The sequence below is a fragment of the Rothia sp. P13129 genome, assembly GCF_048512865.1.
GTDB lineage: Bacteria > Actinomycetota > Actinomycetes > Actinomycetales > Micrococcaceae > Rothia.
Map to the genome: position 1 here is coordinate 224,329 of NZ_JBLXYA010000001.1, position 12,865 is coordinate 237,193.

General features: G+C 48.0%; 13 protein-coding genes. 5 read left to right on the top strand and 8 right to left on the bottom strand.

Going from position 1 to position 12,865, the window contains the following annotated elements; translation table 11 throughout:
• Nucleotides 1-11: 11 nt before the first annotated feature.
• The gene (locus ACN081_RS01055) at nucleotides 12-1,157 is read right to left on the bottom strand and encodes a CAP domain-containing protein (protein WP_419106673.1); all 1,146 of its coding nucleotides are present in this window, start codon (nucleotides 1,155-1,157) and stop codon (nucleotides 12-14) included.
• A 714-nt stretch (nucleotides 1,158-1,871) separates the two neighbouring features.
• Between ACN081_RS01055 and ACN081_RS01060 the strand changes: the two genes are divergently transcribed.
• Nucleotides 1,872-2,522 (top strand): hypothetical protein, encoded by a 651-nt coding sequence (locus tag ACN081_RS01060; protein WP_419106674.1) that lies wholly within the window; start codon nucleotides 1,872-1,874, stop codon nucleotides 2,520-2,522.
• 41 nt (nucleotides 2,523-2,563) lie between these two features.
• Nucleotides 2,564-3,187 (top strand): recombinase RecJ, encoded by a 624-nt coding sequence (locus tag ACN081_RS01065; protein ID WP_419106675.1) that lies wholly within the window; start codon nucleotides 2,564-2,566, stop codon nucleotides 3,185-3,187.
• Nucleotides 3,188-3,192: 5 nt separating this feature from the next.
• Here ACN081_RS01065 and ACN081_RS01070 read toward each other — a convergent pair whose 3' ends face one another.
• Entirely contained in the window at nucleotides 3,193-3,552 is a 360-nt protein-coding gene (locus ACN081_RS01070) for a thiol-disulfide oxidoreductase DCC family protein (protein ID WP_419106676.1), read from the bottom strand.
• A gap of 10 nt (nucleotides 3,553-3,562) precedes the next feature.
• On the bottom strand, nucleotides 3,563-4,414 hold the full coding sequence (locus tag ACN081_RS01075; protein WP_419106677.1) for an HAD family hydrolase: 852 nt from the start codon (nucleotides 4,412-4,414) through the stop codon (nucleotides 3,563-3,565).
• Nucleotides 4,415-4,543: 129 nt separating this feature from the next.
• Between ACN081_RS01075 and ACN081_RS01080 the strand changes: the two genes are divergently transcribed.
• Nucleotides 4,544-5,239, top strand: coding sequence for a metal-dependent transcriptional regulator (locus tag ACN081_RS01080; RefSeq protein ID WP_419106678.1), 696 nt, complete (start codon nucleotides 4,544-4,546; stop codon nucleotides 5,237-5,239).
• Here the strand turns inward: ACN081_RS01080 and ACN081_RS01085 are convergent.
• From ACN081_RS01085 to serS, 4 genes are all read right to left on the bottom strand, one after another.
• Nucleotides 5,190-6,047: a metal ABC transporter permease gene (locus ACN081_RS01085; RefSeq protein ID WP_419106679.1), complete on the bottom strand. Its 858-nt coding sequence runs from the start codon at nucleotides 6,045-6,047 to the stop codon at nucleotides 5,190-5,192. The two genes, ACN081_RS01080 and ACN081_RS01085, sit on opposite strands and share 50 nt — an antisense overlap.
• A gap of 70 nt (nucleotides 6,048-6,117) precedes the next feature.
• Nucleotides 6,118-6,846 carry a metal ABC transporter ATP-binding protein gene (locus tag ACN081_RS01090; RefSeq protein WP_419106680.1) on the bottom strand — a complete coding sequence of 243 codons (729 nt, stop codon included), beginning with the start codon at nucleotides 6,844-6,846 and terminating at the stop codon, nucleotides 6,118-6,120.
• Nucleotides 6,847-6,855: 9 nt separating this feature from the next.
• A complete protein-coding gene (locus tag ACN081_RS01095) occupies nucleotides 6,856-7,794 on the bottom strand; it encodes a metal ABC transporter substrate-binding protein (RefSeq protein WP_419103165.1) in 939 nt (312 codons plus the stop codon).
• Between the two features lie 211 nt (nucleotides 7,795-8,005).
• Nucleotides 8,006-9,310: a serine--tRNA ligase gene (serS, locus tag ACN081_RS01100; RefSeq protein ID WP_419103166.1), complete on the bottom strand. Its 1,305-nt coding sequence runs from the start codon at nucleotides 9,308-9,310 to the stop codon at nucleotides 8,006-8,008.
• Between the two features lie 71 nt (nucleotides 9,311-9,381).
• Here serS and ACN081_RS01105 point away from each other — a divergent pair, with 71 nt between their 5' ends.
• Nucleotides 9,382-10,473, top strand: coding sequence for a diacylglycerol/lipid kinase family protein (locus ACN081_RS01105; protein ID WP_419106681.1), 1,092 nt, complete (start codon nucleotides 9,382-9,384; stop codon nucleotides 10,471-10,473).
• A gap of 75 nt (nucleotides 10,474-10,548) precedes the next feature.
• On the opposite strand, the gene pheA is transcribed toward ACN081_RS01105, so the two are convergent.
• Nucleotides 10,549-11,466, bottom strand: a complete 918-nt coding sequence (pheA, locus tag ACN081_RS01110) for a prephenate dehydratase (protein WP_419106682.1) — start codon at nucleotides 11,464-11,466, stop codon at nucleotides 10,549-10,551.
• Between the two features lie 216 nt (nucleotides 11,467-11,682).
• On the opposite strand from pheA, the gene ald reads away from it, so the two are divergent.
• Nucleotides 11,683-12,768: an alanine dehydrogenase gene (ald, locus tag ACN081_RS01115; protein WP_419103169.1), complete on the top strand. Its 1,086-nt coding sequence runs from the start codon at nucleotides 11,683-11,685 to the stop codon at nucleotides 12,766-12,768.
• Nucleotides 12,769-12,865 lie beyond the last annotated feature (97 nt).

Sequence of the window (12,865 nt, forward strand, 5' to 3'; positions counted from 1 at the left end):
TGTACCGTGTCTTAGCTTTTGAAGGAGCGCACACGTCCTGTGCGTGAATGCCAGGCGATGGTGTAGCCTTTGCTGAAACGCTGGTGCACTTCAATACCGTGGCGATATTCTCCGGTGATGGGGTATCCGTATCCGCGTTCGTAGTCATTGCGGCTCCATTCTGCGGAGATTGCACCGTATTCGAGGATGGGGTGCGCGCCGTAGCGTGGGTGCCACATAATTTTGGTGACGCGATTTCCTCGTTTGAATCGCTGGTATGCGCCACCACCGATGAGCCCGCCTGTTTCGTACATGAGGGGGTATCCTAGGACATTTTCTTCACCGTGTCGTGCCCAGTACCGACCAATATCACCTTCAAAGTGCACTGGGTACGCGCCGGTGTCTGCGGTCCAAAGGAATTGGGAGATGTTGCCGTTTTTACTGTAGTTCTGGTAAATGCCCCCTTCGACGAGTCCACCTTTTTCGTTCATGATGGGGACGCCGAATCGAGCTTCGCCGCCGCCGTTATGGTAGCTTGCACCGATTCCGCCTTTGATGGCGTAGGTTGGCTGTGTGGATTGTGTTGCGATACGGCTTCCGCCAGCGATAGTGGGTTGAATGTCTGATGGTCCACGTCCACGTTCGTAGCGGTAGATTCCGACGTTTCCGAGGACTCGCCAAGGGAGTCCGCGTCCGTTACCGTAGCATAGTCCGATTCCGCAGGTGTTTGCTTGTGGAGCAAGAATTGCGGCGCGGTGCGGCGGTGAGCTCTTCCAGAATGCTAGAAGTTGGCTGATATCCCCGTTGTAGGATAGTGCGATGACTTCGCGCACAAAGCTGTATCCGCGCACTTTGGGGTTGTACATGAATTGGGTGCCATGCGAGAAGTAGCCCTGAATAAATTGGCGCCGAGCTTCTATGTCCATCACGGATGCAACGGTTGCTGAATGTTGCAGGGGTTGGAGCCCGTATTGTGCGCGATATTGGTTGATGAGGTTGAGTAAGCGCTGCGCATCTGCATTTCGGTATGCGGTACTTACTCGTCGAATATCGCTATAAGCGGCTTGGGCAGCGGTGCTACCTAGCGCTGTTGCGCCGAGTCCCGCAAGAGCAATTTTTCCTACCTGGCGTCGGTTAGGAAGAAGACTCTTGAGAGAACTGAGTTCTGTATTTGACATGTCTTTCTCCGATGGCGATCTTTTGGAATGCTGTAATAACGGACAATGTGCGTACACAACTTTATAGAATCGTTATCAAATTCTATGGATATTTTATGGTTTTTTGTGATTTTTGTGTCCATATTTTCGATAATTCACAGGATTCGAACACTGCTTAGCGTCTCTATATTTCAATTAAAAATCTGTGCTATATATGCGTTTTCTTGCACAAATACACAGATGGCTTAGTTTGCCATTATGGCTAACGAGGGGCACATTTGAGAGAAATTCACAGGTTTTGTTCGATAATTAGATGCGCTTTCTTGGCGTTTCGTTCACCACTATTCACAGCTTTTCGAAAATCAATTCAGAATATGAGATATATTCGATTATTTATTCGAACATTAGATATATTCATCCGTACCATTGCATTCTTAATCGACATAAAAGCAATTAAATGAAAAATATGTATTTTATTAATATCTCACCTAAAAATTTGACTTTGACATGACAAGCTCATTCCCACAAGACGTTGTTACCTAAGCATTTACCGCCTATTTACCGACCTTTAAAACAACAATATTTTTGCCACGCAACGACACAATTCCCTGCACCCACTGACGAATACACAGGTTTTGGCACTACCCCCACAGCACAAACCACGACCGCTAAAATCAGTACAACAAGACCACAAGCTCGTCCACGAACAGGCACCCTCATAGCACGAAAGACACCATGAGTTCAGAAGAGTTCCAAGAACACACCCCATACCTATTTCACCAAGAAAACCTCACCATAATCCTTGGAAAATCAGCACAGCTAGCAACCATTAAAGAACTCATACACTCCACCCAAACACCCACCACAACAACATACTGGGGGCAACACGCATCAGAAGAACTCATCAGCTCACTCGCCACACCCCTGACCAGCCAAAATTTCTGGGAGACAATCACAGAAGGGCTCCTTCTGCAAACCCATTGGCCCACACATCCAGAGAGAACCCTCTACTACCCCACCACGCCCCCATGGCTCAACAACGCACCATCATGGGAATATGACCCCATCTGTCCACCTGACGGGCCGGGGGCCCTCGGAGGCTGGATACATCTGAAAGGACCCACACTGCCAAACCACCAACTCGCCCTCTTCCAACTCACAGACGAAAACTCATTCTGGATTTTCAGTTCAGCAAAAACGCTCCAACACATACTGCAACTATGCAAAGACATCGCACCCATAAGAGAACATTTCGAATACGCCACAGGCTATCTCGGCGATGACGCACAATACCAGTGCATAGCACTACCCATTACCTGTAGAAATATCCTCGAAGACGAACTCACCCTCCAAGGAAAACACTACGACTCCTTTTTCTGGGAGTAAGCTACGCCTCTTTTAAGCGCAAAGACTGGCATACTTAACTCGTGTATGTTTTGACCTTTATTCGCCGCAAAGGCGCAAAAGCTCTTCCCCTCGAAGAGCTCTGCGAAAAACTCAACGCTCTAGAACCGTTCGTCCCATTCACCAAAACCTACCCCGACGAAGTACAAGGCGCGTTCGATCACCCAGAACATGCAACACGAGCGTTCCTACTCGGGTCCCTCTACAACGGGTACTGGATTGGTATTGGGGTGGGAGGGCTACGCGTCCCACGATTTGCGATGGCTCTCGGCGCTATCGGCACACCAGAATGTTCCGGAGACGCTATCAGCTACTCACGTCTTGCCGTAGAACAAGCACCCACCGGAGCACCCTCAAAATACGTTGTGGTACTTGGTAACGACCAAAAACTTTCACAACATGCCACAGGTATTGCACGATTGCTTTATCGAGTCTGCTCAGAACGCTCAGAAGCCGAAAACCGCGTCATATCCTTACTCATCCCAGGTGTGCGAGGGCAGCAAAAGGCAGTAGCACAAGCCCTCGGTATCAGTTCACAAGCAGTCAGTAAAACACTAGTTAGAGCACAATGGCATGAGCAGGAAGCAGCGTTACCAGTACTTCAAGAGCTCCTCAGCTCTATCCATCGGCTGACGCCAAAGCATTAGAACTCTTACGAACGTCGTGGCAAAGAACAGGTAGATCCGGGAAGACGCCAGCGATTCTCTGCGATGAGAGCGTACACTTTTTCAGCAGGCAAACGCCCCATAGAAGACAACAAGCAACGCCCTAAAACTCGCAAAGAACGGTGCTGACTCGTCTTCAGAACAAGACCTACCGCAACCACACCATAAACGGTATGTCCGTCATCTGTCACAAGGGGAATAGCTCGAGAAAAACGTTGAGGGTCAACCTTCGAAGAAAACTCCTCATCGCTCCAGGCCGGAAGAATGTCAGCACCTACCTCTTGCTGAGCAAGCCAATGGCCTGCTTGAGTGCAAATACCGCAATCGGGGTCATAATAAAGTCTCATACAGTATCGCCTAAGAAAGAAGCGTCGCTAAAGTACGTGCTACGCCATCATCATAGACACTAGTAGTGACCTCATCCGCAACAGCAATCACTTCCTCAGGGGCTTGTCCCATGGCAACTCCACGAGCTGCCCAACGTAACATCTCTTTATCGTTATGCCCATCGCCAATAGCAACCGTATAGGCGGGATCAATGCCGAGGGTACGTCGTAGTTGTTCTAAAGATGATGCTTTTGACACACCGTGTGCAGCGATATCTAACCATGCGGTCCATCCCACTGCATAGTTCACTCCGTGAAGTCCTGCGGCATAGATGGCCTTTTTAAAGTCTTGAGGGTCGACGTCTTCGGCGAAGACAACAACACGGGTGGCTTCACGATGTTCGAGAAGATCTGTTTTTGTTACAGGAATCGATGATGCGCCAAAAGATCCGTCTTCAAAATCGTCTGTTGCATAAATATCGCCAGAGATGGTCTCCAACGCCATCTGAGCATAAGGAAGTTTCTCCTGTAATAAGCTCAATGCGCGCTGTGGGTTAAATGCCACACTATCAATGACGTGGTAGCCGCCATTTTTGTCAGAGAGCTCGAGCGTAACCGCACCGTTAGAGGTCACCATATATCCTTCGGCGATACCAAGCTGTTGTGCAACGGGAAGTGCTGCTTGACGAGAACGCCCCGTCGCGATAATTACGGCATGACCAGCTGAGATAACATCTTGAACAGCTTTTTTAACGGCATCGCTTAAGGTCCCGTCGTGATGCACCAGAGTCCCGTCAATGTCTATGGCAATCAAGTAGCGGGTATTCGGTTCAAGAACCCAGCTACTTGAGACAGGCGGGTGGACTCGTAGTTTTTCCATCATAGTTTCAGGTGTCTTTTCTTATGGTGGGTTCAAGGTAAAAATAGCGGTCGTTCAAAGACTCTACCCGCTCAATAGGCTACCCATCATACTGGAGTATTAGCGAGTATTCTCTCCTGTTAGTATATTCCTATGTCTCTTTCTGATTTATCTGAAAGCACCCAAAACTATCTTAAAGAAATCTGGGGAATATCGGAGTGGTCTCAGCACGTCGCAACGACAACATTACTTGCACAAAAAACAGGTAATCGGCCTTCGAGTGTTTCTGACGCGCTCAGAAGGTTGGCGAATGCTGGTCTCATTTCGTATCGCCCATATGCTCCAATTGAGCTAACAGAGCTAGGGAAAAAATATGCGGTGTCGATGGTTCGTCGACACCGCCTTTTAGAGACGTTTCTTGTGCAGGTTCTCAACTACCCTATTGACAAAGTTCATGATGAAGCAGAGGTGTTAGAACATGCTGTCTCAGATATCATGATTGAACGCATCGATGCACTACTAGGACATCCCACCCGTGACCCTCACGGAGATCCTATCCCTGCCGAAGACGGTACGGTAGATAACCCAGAACAGAGCACCCTCACAGACTATCTTCTAGAACATTGCTGCCAAGATCCACAGCGCCTCAGAATAGAACGTGTTAGTGATAAAGATGCCAATATTCTCAGCTTTTTTATTCAACACCAACTCGTTCCAGGAAAGACTATTCTTGTACGTAGCAGCAGGAACCTAGAAGATATACAAGTTCGCCATGAAGGTTCAGCAAAAAGTATTGAACTTAACTCTGAGCAAGGGAAGAAGATTTTTGTGATTGAGTGCGAATCTTAGTATAGATACGCTCTGAGATGAAGACTACCGCAAACATGACTCCTTGAGTAAGCACCACTGCCCCACCAGGAGAAATATCAATATAGTAACTAATGTATAGTCCGCTAATAGAGCCGACTAATGCAAAAGTCACTGAGTAGCACAGCATTGTTGTGAATTTATTTGTCAAAAGACGTGCGGTAGAACCTGGAATAATCAGCATTGCAACCACCAAAATAACACCAACAACTTGCAACGCAACAACAGATGTTAACGCCAGCGAAAACAACAAAATACCCGATAACAAGCGAGTAGATAGACCAATAGCGGCAGCGTATGAAGGATCAAAAGCGTAGAGAGTAAGATCTTTACGTTTGTAAAGTAAAACGCCTGTGACAAGAGCAGCTAGCACACACACCTGAGTAAGAGCAGCGACACTAACACCAAGAACGTTACCGTAGATGATTTCGTTCAGGTCAATGTGTGAAGGTGTTACAGAAACCATCACAATACCTAAAGCGAAGAGTGTCGTGAAGACAATACCCATGGCAGAGTCTTGACGAATCTTTCGATGAGAACCGACAGCCCCGATGAGCATCACCGCCACTAATGCTGTGACAAGTGCACCAATCGCAAAAGGAATTTGAAGAATATAGGCAAAGACAACACCAGGTAGCACAGCATGAGATATAGCGTCCCCCATCAAAGACCAACCCACAAGAACCAACCAACAAGAAAGCACTGAGCAGACTAGTGCTGCAACGATAGTTACAGCAAAAGCGCGCTGCATCAGCCCTAGGCTAAGCGGGGAAAGAAGAAAATCAAGCATGACAGTTTCGCTTTCTGTCCGCATTGTTGGTTAGTTAATGCGGGCTGGTTTATGAGGGGGAAAAGAAAAGTTACTGGGGTGATAGAACGTCCGTACCAAAAACCTTCATGAGGTTTTCGGGGCGGAGAACTGTTTCGACATCAGCATGAGCAAGCACTGTGCGTCGCAACAGAATTGCTTCGGTTGCTAACTGGCTCAAAGAGCTTAAGTCGTGGGTAGAAACGAGGATAGTTGCCCCATCTTGTGCTAACTCATTGAGGAGACTAACAATCATCTTTTCAGAACGCTTATCGACCCCTGCAAAGGGTTCGTCAAGCAAGAAAATGTTTGTTCCTTGCGCCATCGCACGCGCAACAAAAGCTCGTTTCCGCTGACCTCCCGAGAGTTCACCAATTTGGCGTTCTGCGAGGTCTGTAAGTTCTACACGTTCTAATGCCCGTGCAACCGCCTGTTTTGCTTGAGCATCGAGGCGGCGAGTTGTTCCGAGTCGCCAGTATGTTCCCATTGAAACCACATCACGAACAGATACCGGAAAGGTGAAATCTATTTCTTCGCTTTGAGGAACATAACTGACGACTCCAGTCGAACGCGCCTGTTGTGGGCTATGACCGTCAAGGGTAACAGTACCTGTACAGTCACGATGTACTCCCATCATGGTTTTGAAAAGGGTTGATTTTCCTGATCCATTCATCCCAATCAAACCGCAAATACGTCCTGGTTCGACGCTAAAGTTAACGTCGTCGAGGGCGTGGACGGAACCATAATGGGCAGAAACCCCAGTAACTTTGATGGCGCTCATAATATTTTTTTACTTTTCCTGAGTTAGAGCTTTAGAGATGGTCTGTGCATCGTAGGTGATCAGGTCTAGATAGGTCGGAACAGGTCCACCCTCTTCAGAGAGGGAGTCTACGTACAGTGTTCCACCAAAAGGTGTTCCGGTTTCGGTAACAACCTGTTGCATGGGATTGTCAGAAACGGTGGATTCGCAGAATACTGCAGGGACTTTTTTGTCTTTGACGAATTCAACAACTGATTCGATTTGTGAAGGTGTTGCTTGAGCGTCAGAATTTACTGCCCAGATGTATTTTTCTTGAAGTCCTGCGTCTTTAGTGAGGTAGGAGAAAGCTCCTTCACAGGTGACGAGTGCTCGTTGTTCTTCGGGGATAGTGGAGATACTTGCGACGAGGTCGTCATGTACTTTTTGTAGTTTTTCTTGGTAAGCGGAGGCATTGGCGCGGTAGTCAGACTCGTGTGCTGGGTCGAGTTTTACGAATGCGTCAGCGATATTATCGACATATTTCTTGGCGACGAGCGGGCTCATCCATGCGTGAGGGTTTGGTTTACCAGCATAAGCGTCTTCGGTAATGCTGATTTCTGGGACGCCTTCACTAACTTTGACGTGGGGCGCATCGGTGTTTTGAACAAATTTTTCGAACCATGTCTCGAGGTTTAGTCCGTTGTCGAGGATGAGATCTGCTTGGGTTGCTTTTTCGATATCACCGGGGGTTGGTTCGTAGCCGTGGATTTCTGCGCCAGGTTTGGTGATGGATTTGACCTCTAGGTGGTCACCAGCAACGTTTTGGGCGATGTCTTGAAGAACGGTGAAGGTGGTAAGAACCTGTGGTTTGCCGCTGGATGCTGATGCTTCTGCGCTGCTCTTTGCAGAGGGAGAGCCTGCACCACCGCAGGCACTAAGGAGCAAGACTGCTGAAGTGCACAGAGCTAGGAATTTAGGTGATTTTTTCACGATGAATACCTTTCACATCATGAGGTTTGATAAGGCTACGCCTTGTGTTATCTGAGAGTTAGAAGTCTGTGTGTATTGACGAGTATAACTTAAATGTTCGTCTAGACGAACATTTTTCGAGGGTGTCCCGATAACACCTCATATACAACAAAAGAGGTAGCCCTTGAAAACCAAGAACTACCTCTTTAATGAGCCATAAAAATAGCAAACACTACTGAACGACAGGAATAACCTCTAGCCCACCCATATATGGGCGCAAGGCCTCAGGAATACGGACAGAACCGTCCTGCTGCTGATGTGTTTCTAGAATGGCGACAAGCCAACGAGTTGTTGCTAGCGTTCCGTTGAGCGTAGCTACCGCACGAGTGCCACCCTTCTTCGTTTTACCAGAAGAATCAACAGTGTCAGCAAGACGTTCACGAATGTTCAAGCGACGAGCCTGGAAGGTTGTGCAGTTTGATGTTGAGGTTAGCTCACGGTAGGTACCTTGGGTAGGAACCCATGCTTCGCAGTCAAATTTACGAGCAGCAGAAGATCCGAGGTCTCCAGCGGCGGTATCAATAACACGGTAAGACAGCTCGCACTTTTGAAGCATCTGCTCTTCCCATTTCAGAAGCTGAGCGTGCATATCTTCAGCCTCTTCTACGGGGCAGTACACAAACATTTCAGCTTTATTGAACTGGTGCACACGAATAATTCCACGAGTGTCTTTTCCGGCAGAACCAGCTTCACGGCGATAGCAAGAAGACCAACCGAGGTATTTCTTTGCACCCTGGGAGAAGTCAATAATCTCGTCAGCATGGTAACCTGCTAGGGCAACTTCCGAAGTGCCAACGAGGTATAAATCGTCGCGTTCTAAACGGTAAATTTCGTCATCGTGCTTGACATTAAAACCTGTACCATTCATTGTTTCTGGACGCACGAGGGTAGGTGTTGTCATCATGGTGAACCCATCAGAAACAGCTTGATCCAGAGCCATGAACAAGAGGGCTTGCTCTAGACGGGCAACATGACCTTTGAGGAAGTAGAAACGAGAGCCAGAGACTTTAGCCCCACGCACCATGTCAATACCGTCTACTAGTTCACCAATCTCGAGATGGTCACGAGGAGAGAAACCTTCTGCTTCAAAGTTTCGAGGTTCACCAACGGTCTTGAGAACAACGTAGTCATCTTCTCCACCAACAGGAACACCGTCAATAACGAGGTTTTCCATGCGAGTGAGGAGTTCTTCTTGCTGAGCTTGTGCCTTTTCGGAAGCTGTTTTTGCTTGGGCTACACGTTCAGATAGTTCTTTGACCTCAGCAAGCAATGCCTGTTTTTGCTCCCCTTGAGCCTGAGCGACCTTCTTGCCGAATGTTTTCTGTTCAGCGCGCAGATTCTCAAATTCAGTGATGCTAGAACGGCGGGTTGCATCAGCTTCAAGAATCTGGTCTACCAAAGACTCATCAGCGCCACGTTTACGCTGCGATTCACGGAATAGGTCTGGGTTTTCACGAAGAAGGTTAATATCAATCACGGTATAAATTTACCGCAATTACTGCGGGTTCGCTCAAATTCACACACCCCATAGTTGATACGCTAACTATCATGAACATCAGCACACGGAAAATAGTCATCTATAGCACTCTCGCTTTAGGCGCAGGATGTAGCGCCGCTACATGGGCGTTTAATATGCTCAACAGACACGGAGGGCGAGACGCTTTCCCTATATACCAGCCATCACACGTGATGCTGTCACCGGGAGAGCCTCAGAAGGTTGCGGTTATTTTTAATCCAACGAAACCTCAGGCAGAGTTAAGTTGCCAGACCATCAAGGAACAGTTGGCTCAGGCGCAATGGCCAGAGGCATTATTTTATGAGACAACGGTTGAAGACCCCGGCTATCACGTTGCGCAAAAGGCTTTAGAGCATGGGGCACAGCGCGTTATAGCTATTGGTGGTGATGGCACTGTTCGTGAGGTTGCTTCAGCTCTAGCCGGCAGCGAGGCCACGTTAGGTATTGTGCCGATGGGTACAGGTAATCTTCTCGCACGCAATCTTAACTTAGCCTATGGAGATGTTGCAGAGTCAGTTAATACTGCTTTGTATGGGACTCCCGAACGAGTTGACATGATTCAGATGACAATGACTCATCGAGATCAGAGCATCACTGAACGGCGCTACATCATCATGGGTGGTGCAGGTTTTGATGCCCAAATTATGCATGACACTGATGAAAAGCTAAAAACTAGATTTGGGTGGGTTGCGTATTTGCAGGCAGGTTTAAAAAATCTTCTCAAACCACGCAAGTCTGTCAAAATTACAGTAGATGATCGACCTCCTATACGACGTAAAGTCCGTTCAGTTCTTATTGCTAACTGTGGTCAGGTGCAAGGTGGGGTAAATCTTACGTCTACGACAAATGCTCAAGATGGTCAGCTAGAAGTTATTATTCTGGCTCCTCGCAATTTGAGTGAGTGGATTATTGTAGGGGTGCAATTTGTTCTAGGTCCTCAAATATTCGATAAGCGCCGACGAGTTCTTGAGCACGTAGTGGGCAAGAGTGCAAACATTAAGTTCGTTCGAGAAGAACAGCCGGTAGAGATTGATGGGGATACTCTTCCTCATGCGATTCGTTTACAGGCGGAGGTCTTACCGGGCGCGGTGAAGATTTCGCTTTATCCTCAAGAATCAGAATAAGAGCTAAATGGTGGGGTGTGTATTCTGAAGATGGAATATACACCCCGTGATTTTATAGTCAGCTAAGGGGATAGGTTATTGCAGTAGGGATTTTACCCACTGCTCAGCTTGAGAGAATGCCTTATCAGTATGCACAGGGTCTACAGTATTTTTTTCGCAGAGCGCACGAGGATATGACCCTAAAAAGGTGAGTTGCGGGCTGATTCTATGGAGTCCACGTAGCGCATCTTGCATCCGTGATTCAAAGAGGTGACCGTCAGCGTCAATTGAGAAAAAGTATGATCCTAAGAACTGTCCTGTTGGACGCGATTCGATACGCGAAAGGTTAATACCACGAGTCGAGAATTGTTCTAGGAGGTTAAGTAATGCTCCAGGTTTATCTTGAGGCAACGGAACTACCAGCGTTGTTTTATCTGCACCAGTAGGTTCGGGGATAACGGGGTTTTTTGCAACCAAAATAAACCGTGTAACAGCTTGTTTGTTGTCACCAATGTTTTCTGCAAGGACAGTTAGCTCAGGGTTGTTTTGAGCGACAGCTGGTGCGCAGACTGCAGCATCATAGGTGGGGTGATCTTCAAGTAGACCCATGGCGGCAGCCGCTGTTGATTGCTCTGGAACATAGTCTGCTTGTGGAATGTGTTGTTCTGCCCACTGTCGTATTTGTGCCCATGCATGGGAATGTGTTGATACACGTTGAATATCGTCAAGGTTGATATTTTTGCGTGCCACGAGGGAGAATTCGATGGGTACGAGCACTTCGCGGATAATTCGCAAGCTTTTTTCACGAGCGATAGAGTCAAGCGTTGCGCTGACTCCTCCTTCGACAGAGTTTTCGATAGGGACCATAGCCGCGTCTGCTTGGTCTAAGAGAAGTGCTCTAAAGGCGGCAGGAACGGTGGGTGAGGGGAAGCGTTCACTGGTATGAGCTTCGGGAATACTCAGGAGTGCCGATTCGGTGAAGGTTCCAGATGGTCCGAGGAAGGTGTAGCGCATGCGTTCTAGTGTATCTGTTTCTTAGGAGGTGTTTTGACGTAGCGACAGGTGTATAAAAGATGCTTGGATTAGGCATCATGACGGTGTTTTACATATTAAACAACCACCCAAAGGTGAAGTATCTCACACATAATTGTTATCTTTGCGCAACCGCTAGAGAATGATATTTAGGTCACACAAGGCCTATTTGTATATTTCAGTCCAATGGAGGATCTCATGCGCATTAGCGTACCCCGCGAGATAAAACCACAAGAACAACGAGTTGGCATGACCCCAGACGGTGTTCACGCTCTCGTCGAAGCGGGACATGAAGTTCTTGTAGAAACCGACGCCGGCGTCGGAGCAGGCTTTAGCAACAAAGAATACCAAGAAGCCGGTGCACGCCTTGTCAGCGCAGATGAGGCATGGAACAACGCAGAACTTCTCGTCAAGGTCAAAGAACCTATTGAATCCGAATACCAGTATCTACGCGAAGATTTAACCCTATTTACTTATCTTCACCTTGCAGCAGACAAACCACTCACACAAGCTCTCATAACAGCAAAAACACGTGCTATTGCTTATGAAACAGTACGCGTTGGGCGAGCCCTACCGTTACTCCTACCCATGAGTGAGGTTGCAGGTCGTCTTGCCGGCTCTGCCGCAGCACAATATCTATTGGGTTCCCAAGGTGGCCCTGGCATCCTTCTTGGTGGCGTTCCAGGTGTTGCACCGGCACGAGTTGTTGTCCTTGGCGGCGGCAATGTTGGTACCCATGCGGCACAGATGTGCGTAGGACTTGGTGCCGAAGTCACCATTCTTGAAGGATACGGCCCTCGAGTACGCGAGTTGAATACTATTTTTGGTTCTACAGCTCGTATTCTGAACTCAACTCCACGCAATATTGCGCGTGAGATTTCCGAGGCAGATGTTGTCGTTGGGTCAGTGCTTGTCCCTGGGGCAAAAGCTCCTAAGCTAGTACGCCGAGAGCACCTGTCTTCTATGAAAACTGGTGCATTGCTCATCGACGTAGCAATTGATCAGGGTGGTTGTTTTGAGACTTCCCGACCAACCACCTATCAAGACCCGATCTATGAGGTCGATGGCATCCGTCATTATTGTGTCGCAAATATGCCGGGGGCTGTTCCACGTACCTCTACGGTGGCACTGACCGATGCCACCTTGCCTTATATCCTCAAGCTTGCACAGGGCGTTGATCAAGCGTTAGCGGAAGATTCTTCCTTGCAAGCAGGACTCAACACTGATAGCGGAAAAATTACGTTCCCAGCTGTTGCAGATGCATTCCCTGATTTAGTGAAGTAAGTTCCCGCTTGTTCATATGTCATAGGGGGTGGTGTTCAAGAACAAAATTCTTGAACACCACCCCCTATGACGTACTGTGCTTGTATCAGGTAAAGAT